Source organism: Gluconacetobacter entanii (assembly GCF_003206495.1).
Classification (GTDB): Bacteria; Pseudomonadota; Alphaproteobacteria; order Acetobacterales; family Acetobacteraceae; genus Novacetimonas; species Novacetimonas entanii.
Genome location: NZ_NKUF01000031.1, coordinates 1 through 21,293 on the forward strand (window position 1 = coordinate 1; position 21,293 = coordinate 21,293).

Here is a 21,293-nt window from a genome sequence, read left to right on the forward strand (position 1 = left end):
GGATGATCAGATGCCTCGAGCATGGTTCTGCCCTCCAGAGAGTTTCAGCAAGCACACTCTGACACGGCGCGGCTCGCTATCCACTCCTCATGGAATCTGATCGGAGAACAGACCCATGACCGATGTATCAAGACGCGATTTCGTGGCGGCCGGCGCCATGTTTGCAGGTGTCGCCGCCACCATGGGCGCCGGTGCCCGGCAGGCCCATGCCGCAGGGGGCGGGCACGGTTTCATGGCAGCATCGTCCGATGGGCCGGATGGTCAGGATGGTCCCGGTCCCCACAGGCCTGTAAGTCCCGGCCTTCAGGGTATCTGCGCCCTGTGCGAGGTCACGGGCGGCGGCGAGAAGGTTTACGGAATCGCAGTGGAATACGATGTTGCGATTGACCCGGCCAGCCTGGCGCCGGATACCTACATGGCGGCTGTTTTTCCTGCCGCCAGCGGGTTCTTTGCCGGCATGCCGCAGGAACCAGACAAGAATGACACGACGGCGAAAGCAAGGCCACGCCCTGTCGCGGCCCTTTATACCAATGACGCCCCGGCGCTTCGCCTCGACCGCAAAAATGTTCCCGGCCGGTATGTCATTGCCGAGTTCGCCCATGACCCTGATCTCAGCCTGCCCACCACCGATAGCGACAGGGTTACGCTGATACAGGACAAGGGCGTCAGAACCACGGGCGGCGTGGTCTATGCCGCCAGCAAAACCGTATGGAGCAACACGGGTCATCACGGCAACCGGGTCGCGATCCGGGGGGTTGATGCGTGGGAGCAGAACCATTGGTGGTGGGATAATACGCGTTCCGCATGGCTTGAATACAGCATATACCTGCCGAAATCCTTTCTGGCCGAAGGCGGCGAAAACCGGGCCTATCCCCTTGTCCTCGCCATTACCCATTCCGGCACCAGCCCCGATGGCACCTGCGCCCAGACGCTGACCGAACAGTGCATCGCCAGTATCTGGAGCCTGCCTGAAGAGCAGGACAGACATGAATGCGTGGTCATTACCCCACGCTACGAACGCACGACCATGAACGATTACTGGGAACATACATCGGATGTGGAGAATACCTACCGGCTGGTTGAATCCCTACTCGGCAACACGTGGAATTATGGCAACCCCAACCGGGCGGACCGACGTGACAAAGTCCTGAAGATCGACCCGAAACGGGTTTACTGTACCGGATGGTCCATGGGAGCCATGACATCGCTGTGGCTGATGGCCAGACATCCGGAAACCTTTGCTGCCGGGCTGATCATCGCGGGCCAGCAGCGGCCGGCCGATGTCGTGCCCCTTGCCAGACAGAATATCCTGATCATCACCGGTTCGGAAGATGACAAGGCCACGCCATGGAACGAGAAATGCGTGCCGGTATGGGAAAAGGCGGGAGGCACGGTCGTGCGCCCGAAAGAACGGCTTGACCCTGCCCTCATCTTCCCTGTTGATCGCCAGCAGAAGCTGACGGATCAGGTCAACGGCTACCTTGCAAAAGACGCCAATGTCACGTTCCTGACATTTGATGGTGTTGACCACATGGGCTCGGCGCGCAAGTTCTTCTACATAAGGGCCGCACGCGACTGGATGTTCAGGCAGTCAAAGGCATGAGTCTGGCCCGTGCAGCCTCTTGCGGGCCAATGGCGGTATAATTCACCACTGGCTCCCGGCCGCATCTGGACCGTATCGTATCAGTCCTGCCCCGTAATATCCTGCAGGACATCACGTTCCAGCCACGTGCCTGACAGCGGCCTGATCACGCCCCTCCCGCTGGCAGGCTCACTCGGATCAGGCATGAATGGTGCGCCAACGCTCCCGGCGGGTGCCCGCATAGTGGCTCTGCCAATTCGTGGCTTTTTTCTGTTGCTACAGCAAGACATCGGTAGCGTTTGGGTGAGTGGCTGAAACGGTAATGGACGCGCCCTGCACGGACAGCCCGTATTGGGCAGCCAGTTGTCGCAGCAGACTGGCAATCCCAGGGGCGTTACAGGGAATTTTCTGTCCCGTGTCCGCTTCGACAAAGGTGATTGCAATCCTGCCTGTGCGGGCGGGGGCAATACGGTAACGCAGGACACGGCCGGAAGACACGTCGCGTCGCATAATACCATGCGCAACAAACAGGTTCAGGTTACGCTGAATGGAAGCCAGACTGGGCGCGCGATCCTGCATCATTCGCCCCAGCGTGCGCCATATTTCAGTGACCGTCGTGCCCGGACCGGCCTCGACGATCCCATGTAGCAGGACACGACGCAGGTTGGTCACCCTGACGCATGCTTTCTGGCAGCGGGCTTCGAGCCGCCGGACTGCGTTAGGGTTCGCGCCCATGCCGGGGCGAATTCCATTTACATCAAGCCCGGCGCGGCGACGGTTCAAGAATACGGGCATCTGCTACCCCCTCTTGTTATCCATTAATTATCAGTTGTGGTGGAGATAGAATTCCACCGGAACCGTGAGTGTAATGAGTTCGCCTGCGACACTGTCCGGCGGAATGGGTAGCGGCTGAGCGCGTTTGGGGAGCGCTATGGCTTCCTGATCCAGCAGCGCATGACCGGAGCTGCTGGCAAGTGTGACCGAGAGCACATGGCCCTTACGGTCCATGGAGAAGGTCACGGTGGGCACGCCTTCCTGATGGTCGGCCATGGCATCGGACGGGTAACGCTTGAACTTTTCAAGCTGCGCCAGCAACGCGCCCTGCCAGGTCACCGGGTCGTGTGACGCACGGGCCGATGACGAACCGGGCGCGGGGGCGGCCTGTGTGGGCGCGGGCGGCGCTTCAGACGATGGCGGCGCGGTCGTGGCTTCGGCCGGCGGCGTTTTGTCCGGGATCGGCTTTTTGAGCATTGGCACCGGCTTGCTCTTCTTGACGATCTTGCGCGGTTTCTCGGGCTTGGGCACCGGGACTGGCGGATTGGGCGCAGGCGACGGCGGGGCCGTGATCTTCGGCGGCTCGACCGGGGCCGGATCGGGAATGGACTGGGTCTGCTTCGGGCCGATCGGCGCATCCGTTGGCGGCGTCGGTGTCGAAACGGGTTCCGGGGCCATGTCGATGGCGATGGCCGCAGGCGGTGGCTCTGGCACGGCCATCACGGGCGGCGGCAGGCGCATGATCCACCAGACCGCGCCACCGCTGACCGCCAGCACGGCGAGGAAGGACAGGCCCCAGCGGAGCACATCGTGACGCCGGGTCAGACGGGCCTGCCTTTTCTGCCACTCGGCAAAGGATGGTGGAACGGTCTCCTGTGTCATGCCAGCAGGATGTGGCGTACCCGCCATGTCAGCCGTGCCGCTCACGGCGTGCCTCCCGCAGCAGGAGCCATGGCAGGAGCACTACCCAAGGCTGTGGAACCGGTCGGCACCGTTGTCGTGCCAGCTTCGCTGCCTTCCTCCTGTCCCTGCAGGTTGACCAGTGCGACCTTGAGGTAGCCGGCGGAACGCAGCTTATCCATCACGCCCATCAGCGTGCCGTAATCGACCGTCCTGTCGGCGCGCAGGAAGATCCGTTCGTCCCTGTTGCCCTTGGTCGCCGTCTCCAGCGCGGCGGAAAGCGCATCGGTGCTGATATCATCCTCGCCCAGAGCCAGACCATGATCGGCCTTGACGGTGAGAAACACCGGATCGTCCGGGCGCGGCGTGGGTTTCTCGGTTGAGGATGGCAGATCCACCGGCACGTTCACCGTGGTCAGCGGCGCGGTGACCATGAAGATCACCAGCAGCACCAGCATCACGTCGATGAACGGTGTGACGTTGATCTCACTCGCCTCGTGCGGGCTTTCATCGGTATGGCGCATGCGGATCATGACGGCTCACTCCGCCGCTGCCGTGCGGACATCGCGCGCCTGCGGCCCAAGCCGCACGATATTACCTTGGGCCATGAGCATCTGCGTGCGGCCAAGATCGCGTGAAACCAGACGCATCACCAGCGCTGTGAGGTCGGCAACCTGTGCGCGACACGAGGCCGTCTGGCGGGCCAGATGATTGTAGATCACCACCGCTGGAATGGCCGCGACCAGACCCAGCGCTGTTGCCAGCAGGGCTTCGGCGATGCCAGGGGCCACCACAGCGAGACTGGTCGCCTTGCTGGCGGCAATGCCGGTGAAAGACGTCATGATGCCCAAGACCGTGCCGAACAGGCCGATGAAAGGCGAGGTCGCGCCAATGGTGGCCAGAACGCCGGTGCCACGCATGAGCCTGCGCCCCTCGGCCGCCTCCAGCCGTTCCAGATGCAGGACGATGCGTTCCTTCAGCCCCTCTCTGTCATCGGGAATGTCGGCAGAGCGTGTGCGCTCGGTCTCGGCGGCCATGACCAGCGTATGGGCGATGGAGGAATTGCCGCGTGTCCATTCCTCGCCAAGGTCCAGCGTATTGGCTTCTTCCAGTGCTTTCTCGGCCTTCTGGAGTTTCAGGCGCACACGCAGCAGTTCGACCGACTTGGCGATGAAGATGGTCCAGGTCAGCAACGAGGCCACGGCCAGCAGGGTCATGACACAGCGAACGACGGGGCCAGCGTTGAGGAACATGTCCCATGGAGAGAACGAGATCGGGGTCATGACTGACCTCCTTTGACAGACGGTGTGCGGCACCATGCCCGGAGGACGCAGGCGACCGTCACGATAAGGGGAATGGACAGGGCGGCCCAGGAGAGAGCCAGCCAGATGCCATGCTGGCCCAGCAGGGCGGACAGCAGGCCGAAGGCAGTTAGCAGACCCAGCGCGATCGGCCATGGCCAGACGGCAACGGAGGGGCGCAGGGTGATATCTGGCGCGGGCGAGACGGGCATATTGGGAGAGACAGCGTTCATCGTGCGCCCTCCGCAAGGGCTGGTACGTTGTCCGCGTCATCCAGGTCGTAACCCAGCGCCCGCAGACGGGCGTCGGTCGCAATCCTGCGCTTGCCGGCCCACAGTACCAGACCACTGACCAGCACGCCGATCACCACCACATCGAGCAGCGCCCAGAGGATTTTCAGGGGAATGCCGCCGTAATCGCCGAAATGCAGCGGACGGGAGATTTCGAGGAAACGCAGGTACCACGGCATGGGATACGCCCCGGTCAGTTCACCCGTGCGGGCATCGACCAGCACCGGCGTGAACAGGCGCGCCCGCAGCGGGGTCGCGCCCCGGGTCCAGAGCACGTAATGCACCGGGCTGCCAAAGGAGGCGCCAGGGAAGGACAGGCCGGTGACCTCATTGCCGGGCGCCGCTTTGGCAGCCGTATCGAACGCGGCCTGCACCGAGGACAGATGGTCCTGCGACGGCACTGGCAGACTGGCGTAGGGGCGCAAAATCTGCCGCACATCGGTCACGCGCCACAGGCCGAACAGCGGTGTCTGGAGTTCGTTGACCAGTCCGGTAAAGCCCACCACCGTTGCCCAGACCAGTGTGGCCACACCCAGCAGGTTATGCAGGTCCAGCCATGTCAGGCGCGCAGCCCGGTCGCGCCGGACCGATCCGAACGGCAGGCGCTTCATGAACCGGCCATACAGCACCGTTCCGGAAGTCAGCGATACGACGAACACCGCCCCCATCGCCCCCATGAACAGCGCACCGGGAAGACCCGCGAACAGGTTCATGTGCAGGCGCGTGCAGGTCCCAAGGATGACGCCGGTCCAGGTCCGTGGCTCTTTCGGGGTATTGGCAGGGCGGGACTGCTTCAGTACCTTTGCCGTTCGGGCGTCGAATTTGATCCAGTGACCGGAATGACGGTCGGGATGGTTCTCGTCGTCCTTCAGCGCCTGCCAGCTTGGCGCCATAGAGACCAGCACGGCAGGTTCGTCATCGTCGGGAGAGACGTTGGTGATGATCTGCCCCGGATAGAGCGCCCTCGCCTTCTGCACGATTACGTCGAGACTGACATTCGGTATATCCGCAGGCAAACTTTCGTAAGGCGGGTCGTCATCACCGACGAAAGTATCGAATATCTGCTCGGAAAACAGCATCGGCAATCCGGTTACGCATACGATCAGAAGGAAGACGGTGCAGACAAGGCTGGTCCACTTATGAACGCTGAACCATCGACGAAGGGCGCGGGGTGTCATGGAAACCATCATTTTAATAATGATTGTAAGAATGAGTTGCAATTTAATTCTGCACTGGCTCCGGCCTGTTGTTCCATTGTGTCATTCCCCTGACTGCGCCGAAAAAAATCAGCAGGCGTCCGGCCCTTCGGAATGTCGCCTCTGTTATAAAGACGAGCCAGCGGCAGATTTTTTCATAAGAAACCCGGTTTTTATATTACCGGCGGGACCATGGTGCCTTTTTCCGATGGATGGCGTCCCTGTGCCCGCGTGGCATGCCTCCCCTGCCCCGTTCCGGTCGGGTGGCTGTCGTTTATGATGCGCCCTTCATCCAGATGGATGATATGGTCAGCCGCCGCGAAATAGTGGTCATCATGCGAGATGACGATCAGCGTTCGCCCTGCCGCTTTCAGTTCAGGCAGGATTTCAGTGTAGAAAATACGGCGGAAAACCGGTCCTGATCGGCTGCCCACTCGTCCAGCATCAGGACTGGCCGGTGTTCAGCAAGCGCCTGCACCAGCGCCAGACGCCTGCGCTGTCCGGTGGAAAGGTCGGTGGTGCTGAAACGGCCCTGCTCCAGCCTGACCTTGTGGGCATGGCCCAGCCCCGCAAGTTTCAGCGCCAGAACTAGGTTCAGCCTGTCGGGCGCATGCAGGGTATCATTGATGCCTGACAGCAGCCATGCGCTTGCAAGCCTGCCGTGCCGACAAGCGTCGCCCCCAATGTTACAGGCCATAACGGACGTTGCAGACGCCACAGGGCACGCATGACGTCCGTATATGAAGACTGCATGCGGTTCATGACGGGCACCTCCTGCAGGAAATGACGATGGGATGAACCGTTTTTTCAGTATGGTTTTACCAGCTATAGCTCAGGTTGCCGTAAACACGCCGACCCTGCCCGATATAGCATGAGTAAGTACCTCCACATGAGGTGATGTAATATTTGTTGGTCAGGTTGGAGATGGACAGTTGTCCCCGCAATCCCTTCAGGATGGGGGTGGCCTGCCCAAAATCGTAATGCGCGCCGATATCGAACAGGACATAGGCAGGCACCTTGAAGCTGTTCACGTCATCAGAATAGGTAAAGCCGTTATACCGCACGCCGCCATTGATGCCGAAGCCCTTGAGATAACGCGCGGGAAGCGTGTAATCCAGAAAGGCAGAGGCCATGTTGCGGGGAATTCCCTCGCCTATGTATTTTCCTTTTTCTGATATCGTACCGCCTGTGGTGCCGTTGGGATATTCCTGCACATCGCTCAGGTTGGTGCTCAGATAGGTCGCGGCATCATAGGTATAGGAGGCCATGAAGCGCAGGTCGCGGGTGAAGTTGGCATTGGCCGAAAGCTCGAAACCCTGCGAGCGCACACGTCCTGCGTCGGCCGAAAAATTCGGGTGGTCAGGGTCGGTAATCAGGTAATGATCTTCTTCGATCCGGAAAGCGTCGGCCTGCAGAAATATTTTCTGGTCAGGCGACTGGTATTTCAGCCCTGCTTCAAGCTGCTTGCCGGTCAGCGGCGGGAACAGGTTGCCCTGCCAGTTGCGCGAACTCTGCGGCACGAAGGAAGTGGAGTAGCTGAAATACGGCGCAAGGCCGAATTTGAACTGGTAGACCAGCCCCGCGCGCCATGTGAAGGCCGCCTGCGGCCGTGGCAGGGCACTGGTGCGGGTATAGGTGTAGGTATGGGTAGCGTTCTCGTTGCTCGTCTGCGCGGTATAGCCATGATAATTCACCCAGTCCTGACGACCACCAAGGATAACGGACAGCCCCTTGTATTTAAGCTGGTCCTGAAAATAGATACCTTCCTGGAAGTAGCGCTGGTGGCTCTGGTAGCCGGTAACAATGCAGCTTGCGGAATGGATGTCCATGCAGGGCACGTAATTGCTCTGCGGGTTATAGACATTGACCAGCGTGTAGCCATCCTGCCCCGGATAACCGTTGCTGCCGCCCGTGTGGTCGGTCTGCGACCTGTCCGCGCTGGTGTACTGACGGAAATCCGTGCCAACCACCCAGGTATTCGTAACCGGGCCAATCGGCAGTTTACCGCTGACGCGCGTATCGAGTCCGATGGTGGTGCTGGGCCAGTCGCTCTCGACGGGGGAACGGGCATATAGCTGGTCCGTCACCATGCCTTCGCCGCGCATGAGCACCCTGTCACGAAACTTCGAGCTTTCAAAACGCATGGTCTGGCTGAAGTCGATCCAGCTGTTGAAAGTATGCTTGAACTGGTATTCAAACATGGCATCCGTCTGGCCTGACTCGTTCCAGTTCCTGTCACCCAGGAAACGGCTGCGGGGGATACGGCCATAACCGTTGGTATCAAGCAGCACGCTGGGCGGAAGCTGCGTCATGTTGATGCCATCGCCGGGTGTGTACATATAGCTGCCCAGAAGGGTCAGTGATGTTTTGTGGTCTATGTCCCATGTAATGGAGGGCAGGACGCCCACGCGGTGATAGTCGATATAGTTGGTCTGCGTGCCCTGGGTTACGCCAATACCGGCAATGCGGTAGCGCACGTTCCCGGACTTCGTGACCCTGTCACTGACATCGAACGTGGCCTCGTACCGCCCCCAGTTGCCAAAGCCAAGGGTGACATTGCGTAGCGGGGTATCGGTCGGTTTCTTCAGGCTCATGCCGATCAGGCCGCCCGGTGTGGTCTGGCCATACAGCACCGAGGCCGGGCCGTTCATGACCTCGATACGCTCAAGGAACGCGGTCTCCCCCGCGCTGTTGGAATATGACCGGATGCCATCGACAAACTGCGCGGTGGCAAAGCCGCGCTGCACGATACTGCCATTATTGTATCCACTGCCCACGCCATTGGCGAAGCCGCCCAGCCCTTCCACATGCACGCCGGGGGTGTAGCGCAGCGCCTCCATCACGTTCTGGGGCTGCTGGTCGATCATCTGCTGTTTGGTAATGACGTGGATCGAGTTCGGTATCTCGATAATGGGCGTGTCAGTCTTTGACCCGGTCAGGGTATTGGTGGCCACGTAGCCTACGCCGGGTCCGGTGGCACTTTCATGCGCCACCGTGCCGCCTACCCGCACGGGTCCCAGCGTGATGCTGGCGGTCGCGGCTTTCTGGATGTAGAATGCGCCGTCCCGGCTGGAAAATGTCAGTCCTGTCCCACCCAGCAGTCGCCCGATTGCGTCCGGCACCGAAAACGTGCTGTTCAGGGGGGCGACCGTAATATTCGGTATGCTGTCGGCAGCAAAGATCAGGCGTACGCGGGCCTGCGTGCCCAGATCCACCAGCGCATCACGCAGGGGTTTCTGCGCGATATGGAAGGACAGGACCGTGCCAGTGTTGACACCGGCGGATGGTGCGGCCAGCGCACCCGCACATGTCAGGCTTCCGTATGTAGAAAGGGCCACTGCAGTCAGCAGGATATGACGGAACCGGTTGCCTGTGGCGGTGGGGATATCAACGCTTGCTGCCATGGAAATGTTGCCTGCTGTATTGCAAATGCGAATTAAGATCAATTCGTCTCACAAAACATGACGGGCCACGCCAGCGGAATTTAATAGCGGTTGCACGTTCAGGGACTTTTTTTGCAGGTCAGGACTGCCCTGCCGGCTGTCCGCGCCGGATCAGTCGGGAAAGCTGATAACCAGAATACGTCCCGCCACTTCGCGCATGGACCCGCCGGATGATGTAACCAGCATGCGCAGGCTATCGGCCGGGTGTCGCAGGTCATATACGCCGCCCACCAGCCTGCTGGCGGGTATGGTTCCGCGCATGATGACATAGCCGGGATAATGGCGGCGCAATATGCCCAGCATATCCGCGACACTGACCGCACTGGCACCAAACAGGTCGGTATTCCATGACCCGACGCTGTCGGGTGAAATGGCGGAGCGGCGAACGGCCCCGGTCTTTTCCGTAATATCGATCTGTTCGCCGGCATTGACGGTCTGCTCGGCTGCTATTCCGGCCTGTGGTGCGCGCAGCCCGACCGTGCCCTCACCAACCCCCATCACGACGTGTCCGGCTCCGCTGCGTACGTCAAACACCGTGCCAATATCGCGTGACGCCACGCCATCGGCCTCCACCACGAAGGTCCGTCGGGGATCATGCTTTACCTGAAACAGAGCCTCCCCTTTCAGCAGCACGACCCGGCGTGTATCGCCTTGCATGTGCACGGCAATGGCGGATGCGCTGCCTAGGGTCACGTGACTACCATCATCCAGGGCAATCTGACGCGTCTGGCCTGTTGTCGTGGCGTAATCCGCCTGAAACCACAGGCGCAGCGAAGGCGCGCAGGCAAGGACAATGGCCGCCGCCGCCGCAGTTGCCAGCGCCCCCGCCCGCCATCTGCGGACCGGGAAGCGATGCAGGTTGTCGGGCGTGGGATTTGACGGGGATTGTGCCTGTGTCGCGCCCTGCAGGGCCATCTGGCCAAGCAGGCGGACCCGCAATGCCTGCTGCCATGCCCGTTCATGCGCGGGATCCGCCTGCCGCCATTGCTGGAGTTCAGCCTTCAGGCAGTCATTTCCGGGATCATCCTGCACACGGAGAAGGAACGAAAGGGCCGTATCGGCAGCGTCAGGCGGGGGAATGTCTGTCATGGGCCCATATGCTTTGCAGGCAGGACATGCGCTTTCACATCTCCCTTTCTGTCTGACGATTGAACTGCATGGAAATTAACACCGGCAGGCGGGGCTTCATTCTTCACCAAGCTGCTCGGTAATCCTCTGGAAGGCCTGCCGGAGCATGGCGTGCACGCGCGGGGAACTGACGCCGAGGATCTCGGCCACTTCACGCTGTTTATGGCCATAGAGCTGGCTCAGTTCAAACGCGCGGCGGGTGCGCGGGGGCAGGCCGTCAAGGCAGGCCAGCACGCGGCGGAGTTCATCCTGGCTGGCAAGCTGGCGTTCGGGCGTCAGGATTTCGATGGCATCGGGACGCGGGATATCCACGTCTCCTGCCCTGTCAGAGCATGTGGTCCGCCTGTCGGGAGAACTGATGGCCTGCGCATAGGCACGTTCAACGGCTTTTGCCCGGCGTGCATCAATGGCGAGGCGGAAAATCACCCGTTTCAGGTAACCCAGCGGGTGCTGGATGTCCTGTGGCGCGGCCCCGGCGCGGATGATGCGGATATAGGCGTCCTGCACGATTTCCTCGCCCCGCCATGCGCAGCCCACAACCCGCGCCGCCAGCGCGACAAGATGGCATCTGTTGCTTTCAAGGACTTCCAGAAAAATCTTGTCCGCGTAGGACACGGGCACCGCCTCCAAGAAGATCGACGCGCGGGGCTCTGCCTTGTCGTGCATCGTATCTCCTGCTGTTTTCATGTCCTGTAATAATAATCATTCGCATGTTCAAGTTGCGTATGATGTGCCCGATGTTTCGTATGTCACCGTCGGGACACATGCGACATGCTTTCTGAGTTCTTCATAAAGTATAGTTAAATCAGCATGTTGCATGAACCCGTCCAAAAATATCGGACGGAGGTTGCCGCGCGCTGTTATTTCCTGCCGGGATGGATCGTCTGTATGGGATACCTTCGCTGCATCATGACGTAAACGCATAACTGACGGTCGATATTTGCAGTCATTACCAGCTATACGTCACCTTACCGATCACATTGCGGTTCGCGCCGATATAGCAGCCGGTATCGGCCCCCGCGCAGCCGGGATAGTACCGCTGGTTGAGCAGGTTCTGCGCGGTGACCTGAAACAGCATGCCCTTCATCTGTGGGGCTACGGTATCGAGTGAATACTGTGCCTGCGCATCCACCAGCACATAGCTGGGTGTGACATATTCCAGCGTGTTGTCCACCAGCGTATTGCCGTTGTAGCGCACGCCCACGCCAAACCCCAGTCCCCGCAGCGGGCCATTGCGCAGGTCATAATGCCCCCAGACCGAGAATGTCTGTTTGGGCACCGCAATCGGGCGCTCGCCAGTCAGGTCGCCACTGCCGCGCGTATAGGCTACGTCCTGATAGGTATAGGCCGCGATGATATTCAGGTTGCTGGTCAGGTCCACATGGGCTTCGAGTTCGATCCCGCGCGAGCGGATGCCGCCGGTCTGGGTATAGAAATCGATATGGACCGGATCGGTGACCAGCACGTTGCTCTGCTTGAGGTCATACAGCGCGGCCGTGAAAAACCCGTTGAAGCCATGCGGCTGGTATTTCAGCCCCACTTCAAACTGCCGCCCCCGCGTGGGTTTGAACGGCGTGCCATTGAAGGACAGGTTGTTGGCAGGCTGGAAGGATTCCGCGTAATGGAAATAGGGTGAAAGCCCGATGGGGAAGGCATACAGGATGCCGCCACGCCACGTCGTGGCCTGATCCGACTGGTTGAAGCTGCCACCGCTATCGGTCTGGTCGCGGGTGTCGATGGTGGACCAGTCATGGCGCACGCCGCCCTGCACATGCAGGTGGCCCCATGTCATCTGGTCCTCGCCATATATGCCTTCCTGGTTGGTGCTGATGCTCTGGGCTTCATACAGGTCCAGCTTGCCGATGCTCTGCCCATAGGTGGGCGCGAAGACGTCGAGCGAGGGAGCATCACCGTAATACAGGTTGGCGGAATCACGGATATTCTGCCAGTTGCCGCCAATGATCACGTTGTGTTTGACCGGCCCGGTGCGGAAATGGCCAAGGATCTGTTCTTCCACCGTGATCGTGTCGAAATGCTCCTCCGACCCGTAGGCGGCGCGCTCCAGCGTGCGGTTGTCATCATCGAGCATCCCGCCCGAGGACACCTGCTGGAAAAATGCCCCTACATTGGCGTAACGGGCAAATGATTTGAACGTCCAGTTGGGCGCGATCTGGTAGTTCAGGCGGTAGTTCACCGCCGTCTGGGTGCGTTTGTAGGTCTCGAAATTCGGGTCGCCGGGGTAGAAATGGTCTGAAATCTTGCCATTCGGGTTGGGCAGGATGGTGCCTTCCAGCGGCGCGGTATCAAAATTGCCGCCACGCGGGTCACGCTGCCAGAAAGCGGAGAGTGTCATGGTCAGGCGGTCATTGGGGGTCCATGTCAGCGATGGCAGGACGCCGAAGCGTTCGTTGCGGGTATGTTCGTCCTGCGTGCCCGATGTGGTGGCGGTTGCGGCGACGCGGTACAGCCACTTGCCATCACGGTCGATCCGCCCGCCAAAATCGGCGGTGCCACGCACGTAGCCGTATGTTCCGCCCTCGACCGAGATGGAGTGGACGGGCGTGGCCGTTGGCTGTTTCGTGGTCAGCACAATGGCGCCCCCGGGATTAGACTGCCCGTACAGGACCGATGGCGGCCCCTTGAGGATGTCGATCCGGTCGAGCAGGTAGGGGTCGATCTGCTGGGTAGCGTAGTACGCACCGTTGAACAGGCGCAAATTGTCAACAAACTCATCCGCCCCCGCAGCACCCTGAAAGCCGCGGATTTCAACCATGTCGAACCGCGTGGTGTAGCCTGATGCCACATCGCCCGACACACCCGCATTATAGCGCAGGGCCTCGGCTATGGTGCGGGCGTTCTGCTGGTCCAACTGCGCGCGGGTCACGACGGATACGGATTCCGGGGTTTCGATCAGGGGTGTGTCGGTTTTGGTGGCGGCACTCGAATTCTTGGGCACAAGCCCGGCCCGCCCCGATGTGGCGTAAACGGCGATCTGCTCTTCTTTCCAGCCGGTTCTGCCGCGCCCGTTCGCTTGCCCTTCCACCCGCACCGGATCAAGGGTGATGGTGGCAGGCGCACGGATGAGCGAGACGGAATGCGCCCCGGTTCTGTGGTAACTGATGCCCGTGCCCGCCAGAAGGCTGGCAAGCGCCTGTTCCGCTGTCATCTGCCCGCTCACCGCCCCTGAGCGTGCCCCCGCTATCGTGGCGCTGTCGAACGCGATCTGCATCCCTGTCTGCGCGCCAAGGGCAGCAAGGGCGCGGCCCAGCGGCTGGGCAGGAATACTGAAGGGCTTTACCGGTAATGGCGGGACGGCCACACCGCCCTCAACCGGTGCGGCCGCGGCATGATGACCCGTGGCGGCCCACATGATGAACAGCAGGGCGGACGTGCCCGTAAGCAGGCTGGATCGGGAAAGCCGGATGCGATTGCGGCGGGACGGCAGAAGAACACACGGCATGGTCGGGTCTCACGGGCGGACGATTGGCAGAAAATGCAAACAAATTGCATTCGCGTATATCCATGTCCGTTGAGACGATTTATTTTTAACGGGCTGGCGGAACTTTTTTATGTTCCGATGCAAAAAACTGATGGGCTGTCAGGGCGTCTTGTGGTCAGCCAGCACCAGGGTGAAGCCCGCCGGGAGTGTGACAAGCCTGCTGCCATGCAGCGCGCACAGGGCTTCCAGCGCCTCCCTGGGATGATGCAGATCATACACGCCCCCTACCGGGATGGTGTCGTCTTCAAGGCCACGGGTCACGATGGTGCCCGGATAGTAGCGGCCCAGCACCGCGACCGCGTCAGAAAACCGTACGTCGTTCAGCACCATCTGCCCTGACCGCCATGACCCGACATCCTCTGGGTCGATCGTGCCGCGATGGGCCTGCCCCGTGTGCTGGTCGATCGCCCATGTCTGGCCGGCGGTCAGGCGCAGGGCGGGGTCGGACTGGCGGGATACGCTTACGATCCCCTCGCGCACGGCAACAGTGACATGGGGCCCGGCCATCTGCACATCAAAGGCGGTGCCGATATCGCGCGTCGTCACGTTCCCTGCCCTGACGGCAAAGCCACGTTTTCCGTCATGCACGACATTGAAAAACGCCTCGCCAGCCAGCAGCGTAACCCCCCGTTCCCCACCCGAATAATGCACCGCGATGGCGGAATGGCCGCCCAAGGTCACACCCGTTCCGTCCGACAGGCTGACCATGCGGGTTTCGCCGGTTTTCGTGTAATAATCGGCTTGCAGGCGGAACATGAGGCCCGGCGTGGCAAAGGCCAGCAGGCTCGCCGCCACCGGCAGCATACAGGCCGCCGCAATCCGCAACGGGCGTGCCCGGGCAGTTCTGCCAACCGCAGGCCGCCGGGGTGTTGCGGGCCGGTCATGCGGGGGTGTTACGGGAACCATCTGGCCCGTAAGAGCCCAGGCGCGTTCCGTCCGGCGCCATGCCCGCTCATGGTCGGGATCCTGCGCACGCCATGCGGCCCATTCCGCCCGTGCCGTTTCATCATCCGGTGCCTCATTGAGGCGTATTTTCCAGGTGGCGGCTTCCAGCATGGCACGTTCAGCGCCTTGGGTCGGCTGTGTGCTCATCCGTGTTCACTCCCCTTCGTTCCGCGCCCGTGGCGTTGAATGTATTTCCAGCAACAGGGACGGAACACGGGCCGGTTTTTCAACGGTAAGGGAAAAATCTTTACGGCTCCATGTCTGGCAGGGCCGCGGCACAGGCCACCAGCGCGATCTGGATCATCCTATGCACGCGCGTGGTGGAAACACCCAGAACGGTCGCGATTTCCTGCAATGTGTAGCCACCGATGCGATACATCTCGAACGCGCGGCGGGTGCGTGGCGGCAGGTTGGCCAGGGCACTTGCCACGGTATGCAGTTCCTGTCGGTGCCCGTAATGGATTTCGGGCGATATCGACCCCGCCCCCGTATCAGCCAGCAGGGCATGATCGATCTCGGTTGGAATCTGCCTGCGCGCGGCACGCAGATGATCAAGCGCCAGATTGCGTATGATCGTGGTCAGGTACGCGACGGGGTTGAAAATGATCCCCTGCCGCCTGACGGATGCGACCTGAACAAAAGCATCCTGAACAATATCTTCCGCCTGTGCCGCACAACCGACCATGGATACGGCGAAGGATACGAAACGCGACCGGTTTGCCAGATAGATTTCCAGAAGATGATTGGTCGAGGCCACGGCCTGAAGGTTCCTTGACAACGTGCGTCAGCGCCCGGACAAGGGCGTGCCTTCCTTACATGAACATAAGAATCATTATCAATACAAGAATGGCACTGTGATGTTTCGATATAATCCGGGGCTTTCATGCATGTCGTGCCTCGGCGGGGCGTTTGGGAAACCGGACGGCCAGATATGCGAACGCGTCCTATTTTCTTTTATTGCCCTGCCCTGACGGGCGTGCCAAGGCATGCATGATGGCTGTCCTGCCCCTGAAAACCGTTCGTCCGGCCCTTGTGCGCCTGCACCGATATACGGGGCTGCTGCTGTCGGGCGTGCTGTTCATTGCGGGCCTGACGGGTAGTATCAGTGTGTTCCGCACGGAAATTGACGCGGCCCTCAATCCTGACCTGTTACATGCCCCTGCCCCGGCACATCCCCTGCCGGTTTCAGCATTGCTGGCGCGGCTGAAGCTGCAGCGCCCTGAAACGCAGGTGACCGCCCTGCTCTACCGCCCCCCTGCGGGGCGTGCGATCGTGGTTTATTCGTCCGAAACGGTCGCGGGCAGGAAAGATCCGGTTGAAAACGAAATTTTTCTCGACCCCGGCACGGGGCGCATTCAGGGCATGCGCCCGGCCGAAGGCTGCTGCTTCAACCGTCGCGTGCTGATGTCTTTTATATACCGCGTTCATTATTCCCTTGATCTGGGCCAAGCGAGCATGTGGGTCATGGGTATTTCGGCCATGCTGTGGTCGATTGACTGTGTGGTCGGCCTTTTCCTGACCTTTCCGTTGCACCAGCCTGCATGGCGGCAGGCATTCTGGCGGCAATGGCGTAAGACATGGGCGATTAGCCTGCGGCGTTCTTCCATACGGATCACGTTTGACCTGCATCGGGCCGTCTCGCTCTGGCTATGGGTTGTCCTGCTGGGTATTGCCATAAGCGGGGTGGCGCTGGCGCTTGAGGATGAGGTCTTCAATCCCGTCATCCGGACCATCCTGCCTACCGCGCCATCCATGGCGGACACACGGCTCCCGGTCCATCCGGTTACGATTGATCAGGCGGAAGGCCTCGCCGCAGGTTTCGTGCAGGCTCATGGCAGCGGCGAGAGACCTGCCGCAGTGCTGCTGGACCCGGGTGGCGGGACCGCCATGTTCTACCTTTTCAGCAATCAGGGAACAGAACCCTCCGGGTTGGGCAGTCCCATGGTTACCGTGGATCTGAAAACCGGTCAGATCACGGCAGGTGACATGCCCGGCCGGGGGGCTGCGGGCAATCTGGTCATGCAGATGCAGTTGCCATGGCATAGCGGCAGGATAGCCGGGCCTGGCGGCCGTATCCTCATATGCCTGTCGGGTCTGGCCGTATGCATGTTGGTGGTAACGGGCATCATGATCTGGCAACGAAAGCGACAGACCCGTCAGGCCAGATAGTCCGACAGGCTGCTACAGGCAGATGAAAAGCCAGAATGGTGGCATTCTGGTGCCAGTGTCATCTCAGCACGGTCACGCCTGCCGCATCATGTGGTAGTGTCATGCCATAGACTTCGCTGTAGCGCGAGGCAAACGCTTTCCGCGCGCATCGTGCGCCTATAAAATCATATCGGCAGCTTCCCTATTCACTCCCTATTTTATCCTGACGCACCATCAACCCGACAATCAATAAAAACTCCAGGAACATGAAGCTGCTGCTTACGCTCAGGCTGGCGCTAATCGCGCCCTTGTAGGCCCCGGTCACCTCTGAGTGCGTAGCGGGAGAAAGTGTGCGGATCGCGGCCATACCTGTTTCCAGGAATGCCGGTACGTCGATCTTCTCCGGCAGCGCCTGAAGCCGGTTTTGCAAGGTGAGCGCCATCACGCCACCCGAGAGCGCCACGCCGAGCGACCCGCCCAGCGAACGGATAAAGGACATCATGGCTGTGGCGATGCCCAATGATCCGGGCGGCACGGCGTTCTGGATCATCACCGTCGCATTGGGCATGCCAACCCCATGCCGACGCCCAGAGCGCCGAGGCTGAGCAGGAAGAACAAAGCTGACGCACCATGATGGGCGCAGACCGCGATCAGGGTGAGTGCTGTAAATTCGATACCGACCCCGATGGCCAGCAGACGGGCGTAGCATTGCGTTTTGGATGAGACATATCCGCCCAGCATCGAACTGATCATCATTGTGCCGACCGGCGGCAGCATCATCAGACCGGACGCCGCTGGCGTCTCCCCAAGGACGAGCTGATAATAGAGGGGCAGCAAGATCATCGATCCCATCATCGCAAAAGACATGATGCCGGTCGCGGTAACGCAGACGGAAAAAGTCGGGATACGCAGCAGATCCAGACTGATGAGCGGCTCGGGTGCCCGCCGTTCCTGCCAGATGAACAACACGAACAGCGTTATGATAAGCCCAAGCAGGAGAAATGTCAGTGGCGAGGTCCATGGCAGGGACGTGCCAAGCGAGTTGAACAGCAGCAGGAATCCGGCGGTCTCAACGCTCAGCAGAGCAGCTCCTGGGTAATCGATCCTGGGCCTTGTCTCTCTACGGCCGACGGGCAGACTCAGCATGATCAGCCCGAAGGCGAGCAGTCTCCGATCGGCAGATTGACCAGAAACACCCAGCGCCATGATAGTGCGTGGTCAGCACGCCGCCGAGGAATGGTCCTGTCACGCTACTGACCTCGAACGCGCCAGTGAATAGCCCTTGGTAGCACCCCCGTTGCTGAGGGGATCCGCAAAAACACGGCGTGGAGGTCCAGCCTGTTTCACTGACCAACGTGACTACCGACGAGTATCACGTCATCGTGATGTTGCCTAACTTAAGTCCAATCTACGCTGCGCTTTCACTCCCATCTGCATCCTATGTGCATCCTATGTGCATCCTATGTGCATCCTATGTGCATCCTGCACGGGCAACTTAAACGCAGAAAGCCACCCTTACGGACGGCTTTTCCTTAGTCTTATCAGACGGAATTGTTTGGTTGCGGGGGAAGGCAACCAACGATATTTGCGATTGGTGGACCGCGAGATACCGCGCCTCGCCGCATGACAGCGTTATCATGCCAGAGCGCATGAACACATCAAACTAGAATCTTTGTCAGAAGCAGATTGCCTCATATAAGACCCCATAAAATGGCCAATTTGTGAGGCAATACGTTATGTCCGAGGCCTCGTGCCCCTCTGCTGCCTTCGATCGGTCCGGACTGATCGCCGCAGCATGACTTAGCAATTCCTACATATCGCGAGGAGCGAATTGGCGGCAATCCAAGGACTGGCGCGTGATGCTGTCTCCAAAAGCGCCCATCTCGGCCGCCCCTCCACCGAGGCGAAATTACGCGAAATGGTCGGATCCTCAATCGCATCCACCCATGGACAGATTCAACCCAACAGACTTTCACGTGGTACCGATCACAATCCCTACTCCCCTTCGGTGACCAAACTGCCGAGGCGCTCGTCCTAGAGGGGCGCGCCAATACCATCAGACGTTACCTGAATCAGATATGCGACCGGCAGCTACGCGTGAGGTCCAACGAGCAATTACCGTGGGGAAGCATCCCGAAAATAATCGAGTTTGAAAAATGGCCAAGATTGATGGATCCGTCCAGTCAGGCTTTGGCAAAGCCAAGCCCGGAACGAACCATCCGGTCCGGCCTGGCAAGCGCGGATGAGAGCAGTTCTGTTCTTCTTCAGGCGCCTCACCTATATGTATCACTCGGCACATATTGGGGATCAGGATGACGAAGACGCCTGCAGCACGACGCGGCAGACCGCGTACCTTTGATCGGGACGCAGCACTCCGAAGCGCCATGAACGTGTTCTGGCAGCATGGTTTTGATGGTGCGTCGATGACGCAGCTTGTCGATGCAATGCAGATCAACTCGCCCAGCATTTACGCCGCCTTTGGCAGCAAGGAAGACCTCTTCCGCGAGGCAGTCGAACTGTACGTCGCATCCGATGGCGGTTCGACCATGCGGGCGCTGACCGGTGACGGTGACGTGCGCGATGCGCTACGATCGATGCTGGCCGAGACGATCCAGACCTTTACCCGCCATGACGAACCACGCGGTTGCCTCATCGTGCTCGGCGCGCGTCATCTCGGACCTGTCAGTGACCCCGTCCGCACCTTCTTGCGTGACCAGCGCGAACGCATCCGCATCCTGCTCGCAGAACGTCTGTTGAAGGCGAAACAGAAGGGCGAACTGGCACCCGAAGCCGATGAGAAGGCGCTCGCGACCTGCGTCATGGCGTTCCTAAACGGGATATCGATCGAAACCGTAGATGGCACGTCACAACCGACGCTCCTCGCTGCGGCCGAACTGTTCGTAGATCGCCTGCTCCCCCGCTGATATTATGTGCTATCCGTCACAGAATCCTTGCGAACACGCACTGAGCGATATATGTGCTGTGCATCACATAAAGGATGATGCGCATGCAACCTGCCGGATTTCCGATCAGCGAACCTATCGCCGGCTTTGGTTCGGTAACGGGCGTTCCCCTTCTACCGGATGGCCTTGCTAACGCCTTCAAGAGCTATCTGGTCCCGAAACAGCCCGTATCCCTGCTCGTAGCACGTCAGGCCTTTTTCGCACCCTACGCCTGACAGACAGGAAACACGACATGACCCAACCTTCCCTGACACACGCCATGGCCCAGATCGGTGACGTGCGCCTCCATTATGTCCGCGCCGGTCAGGGTGAGCCGGTGCTGCTCATCCATGGCTGGCCCCAGACGTGGTACGAATGGCATCGCGTCATTCCCCACCTTGTCGAGGCAGGCCATGAAGTGATCGCGGTCGACATGCGCGGTGCCGGTGATTCCTCGCGTCCGGCCAGCGGTTACGACAGCAACACCGTCGCCGACGAGTTGCACGCACTCGTCCGGCAGCTTGGCTTTGCAACCATCCGCCTGGTGGCGCATGATAACGGCGCGCGGGTGGCCTATGCCTATGCCGCCCGTCATCAGGCCGAGGTCAAGAGTCTGGTGTTCCTCGAAAGCAAGATCCTCGGCATAGAAAGCGACGATGACGCATCGAAGGAATATTGGCATTTCGGCTTCCATCAGGAGGCTGACCTGCCGGAATTGCTGCTTGCCGGGCGCGAGCGCGCATATCTCAGCTTCTTCTTCAAGCGCTATTCGTTCGACCCGCGTTCGATCACGGAAGCCGATATCGACGAATATGTCCGCTGCTATAGCGGGCTTGGTGGAATGCGCGCCGGTTTCAGTTACTACCGCGCCTTTCCGGAAACCGCAGTGCAAAGCCGCGAACTGGCGAGAACGAAGCTGACGATTCCGGTCCTTGCCTATGGCGGATCACATTGCATGGGCGAGATTCCGCTTCGCTCGATGAGCTTGGTGGCCAATGATGTGCAGGGCGGCGTCATTCCCGACTGCGGCCACTGGGTACCTGACGAGAAACCGGAATGGATCGCGCGGGAGATCATTCGGTTTCACGGGGTCTAAGGCTAAGGAAACCAGGCCGCTTTGTGAGACGACATTTCCAAACTCGCAA

Annotated in this window: 18 protein-coding genes and 1 pseudogene; 5 read left to right on the top strand and 14 right to left on the bottom strand. The window is 60.2% G+C overall.

Annotation, left to right across the window (positions count from 1 at the left end; genetic code table 11):
• Nucleotides 1-115: 115 nt before the first annotated feature.
• Nucleotides 116-1,603 carry a prolyl oligopeptidase family serine peptidase gene (locus tag CFR72_RS12060; RefSeq protein ID WP_167400372.1) on the top strand — a complete coding sequence of 496 codons (1,488 nt, stop codon included), beginning with the start codon at nt 116-118 and terminating at the stop codon, nt 1,601-1,603.
• A 255-nt stretch (nt 1,604-1,858) separates the two neighbouring features.
• Here CFR72_RS12060 and CFR72_RS12065 read toward each other — a convergent pair whose 3' ends face one another.
• The 13 genes from CFR72_RS12065 to CFR72_RS12125 all read right to left on the bottom strand — a co-directional run bounded on the left by CFR72_RS12065 (nt 1,859) and on the right by CFR72_RS12125 (nt 15,815).
• The gene (locus CFR72_RS12065) at nt 1,859-2,254 is read right to left on the bottom strand and encodes a Fur family transcriptional regulator (RefSeq protein ID WP_244182284.1); all 396 of its coding nucleotides are present in this window, start codon (nt 2,252-2,254) and stop codon (nt 1,859-1,861) included.
• Nucleotides 2,255-2,407: 153 nt separating this feature from the next.
• Nucleotides 2,408-3,283 carry an energy transducer TonB gene (locus CFR72_RS12070; protein ID WP_408869980.1) on the bottom strand — a complete coding sequence of 292 codons (876 nt, stop codon included), beginning with the start codon at nt 3,281-3,283 and terminating at the stop codon, nt 2,408-2,410.
• Nucleotides 3,280-3,789, bottom strand: a complete 510-nt coding sequence (gene exbD, locus CFR72_RS12075) for a TonB system transport protein ExbD (protein WP_110914184.1) — start codon at nt 3,787-3,789, stop codon at nt 3,280-3,282. The genes CFR72_RS12070 and exbD overlap by 4 nt, the downstream gene beginning before the upstream one ends.
• A 6-nt stretch (nt 3,790-3,795) precedes the next feature.
• Nucleotides 3,796-4,539, bottom strand: coding sequence for a tonB-system energizer ExbB (exbB, locus tag CFR72_RS12080; protein WP_110914185.1), 744 nt, complete (start codon nt 4,537-4,539; stop codon nt 3,796-3,798).
• On the bottom strand, nt 4,536-4,790 hold the full coding sequence (locus CFR72_RS12085; protein WP_110914186.1) for a hypothetical protein: 255 nt from the start codon (nt 4,788-4,790) through the stop codon (nt 4,536-4,538). Before CFR72_RS12085 ends, exbB begins: the two co-directional genes overlap by 4 nt.
• Nucleotides 4,787-6,025: a PepSY-associated TM helix domain-containing protein gene (locus tag CFR72_RS12090; protein WP_110914207.1), complete on the bottom strand. Its 1,239-nt coding sequence runs from the start codon at nt 6,023-6,025 to the stop codon at nt 4,787-4,789. Before CFR72_RS12090 ends, CFR72_RS12085 begins: the two co-directional genes overlap by 4 nt.
• A 388-nt stretch (nt 6,026-6,413) precedes the next feature.
• Nucleotides 6,414-6,740, bottom strand: coding sequence for an ATP-binding cassette domain-containing protein (locus tag CFR72_RS18320; protein WP_279629167.1), 327 nt, complete (start codon nt 6,738-6,740; stop codon nt 6,414-6,416).
• Nucleotides 6,741-6,861: 121 nt separating this feature from the next.
• Complete coding sequence (locus CFR72_RS12100; RefSeq protein WP_110914187.1) at nt 6,862-9,447, bottom strand: TonB-dependent siderophore receptor; 2,586 nt, start codon at nt 9,445-9,447, stop codon at nt 6,862-6,864.
• Nucleotides 9,448-9,597: 150 nt separating this feature from the next.
• A complete protein-coding gene (locus CFR72_RS12105; RefSeq protein WP_110914188.1) occupies nt 9,598-10,575 on the bottom strand; it encodes a FecR family protein in 978 nt (325 codons plus the stop codon).
• 96 nt (nt 10,576-10,671) lie between these two features.
• Entirely contained in the window at nt 10,672-11,301 is a 630-nt protein-coding gene (locus CFR72_RS12110) for a sigma-70 family RNA polymerase sigma factor (protein WP_110914189.1), read from the bottom strand.
• Between the two features lie 262 nt (nt 11,302-11,563).
• Nucleotides 11,564-14,074 carry a TonB-dependent siderophore receptor gene (locus CFR72_RS12115; protein WP_110914190.1) on the bottom strand — a complete coding sequence of 837 codons (2,511 nt, stop codon included), beginning with the start codon at nt 14,072-14,074 and terminating at the stop codon, nt 11,564-11,566.
• Nucleotides 14,075-14,212: 138 nt separating this feature from the next.
• Nucleotides 14,213-15,205 (bottom strand): FecR family protein, encoded by a 993-nt coding sequence (locus tag CFR72_RS12120; RefSeq protein ID WP_110914191.1) that lies wholly within the window; start codon nt 15,203-15,205, stop codon nt 14,213-14,215.
• A 100-nt stretch (nt 15,206-15,305) separates the two neighbouring features.
• Nucleotides 15,306-15,815 (bottom strand): sigma-70 family RNA polymerase sigma factor, encoded by a 510-nt coding sequence (locus CFR72_RS12125; RefSeq protein ID WP_167400373.1) that lies wholly within the window; start codon nt 15,813-15,815, stop codon nt 15,306-15,308.
• Nucleotides 15,816-16,051: 236 nt separating this feature from the next.
• Here CFR72_RS12125 and CFR72_RS12130 point away from each other — a divergent pair, with 236 nt between their 5' ends.
• Nucleotides 16,052-17,227, top strand: coding sequence for a PepSY-associated TM helix domain-containing protein (locus tag CFR72_RS12130; protein WP_167400374.1), 1,176 nt, complete (start codon nt 16,052-16,054; stop codon nt 17,225-17,227).
• Between the two features lie 181 nt (nt 17,228-17,408).
• On the opposite strand, the pseudogene CFR72_RS12135 reads toward CFR72_RS12130, so the two are convergent.
• Nucleotides 17,409-18,515 (bottom strand): annotated as a pseudogene (locus CFR72_RS12135) (MFS transporter); the annotation flags it as partial.
• 1,075 nt (nt 18,516-19,590) lie between these two features.
• On the opposite strand from CFR72_RS12135, the gene CFR72_RS12145 reads away from it, so the two are divergent.
• From CFR72_RS12145 to CFR72_RS12150, 3 genes are all read left to right on the top strand, one after another.
• Nucleotides 19,591-20,130, top strand: a complete 540-nt coding sequence (locus CFR72_RS12145) for a TetR/AcrR family transcriptional regulator (protein ID WP_208630032.1) — start codon at nt 19,591-19,593, stop codon at nt 20,128-20,130.
• Between the two features lie 83 nt (nt 20,131-20,213).
• On the top strand, nt 20,214-20,384 hold the full coding sequence (locus CFR72_RS17585; RefSeq protein ID WP_167400375.1) for a hypothetical protein: 171 nt from the start codon (nt 20,214-20,216) through the stop codon (nt 20,382-20,384).
• A gap of 17 nt (nt 20,385-20,401) precedes the next feature.
• Nucleotides 20,402-21,244: an alpha/beta fold hydrolase gene (locus CFR72_RS12150; RefSeq protein ID WP_110914195.1), complete on the top strand. Its 843-nt coding sequence runs from the start codon at nt 20,402-20,404 to the stop codon at nt 21,242-21,244.
• Nucleotides 21,245-21,293: the final 49 nt, after the last annotated feature.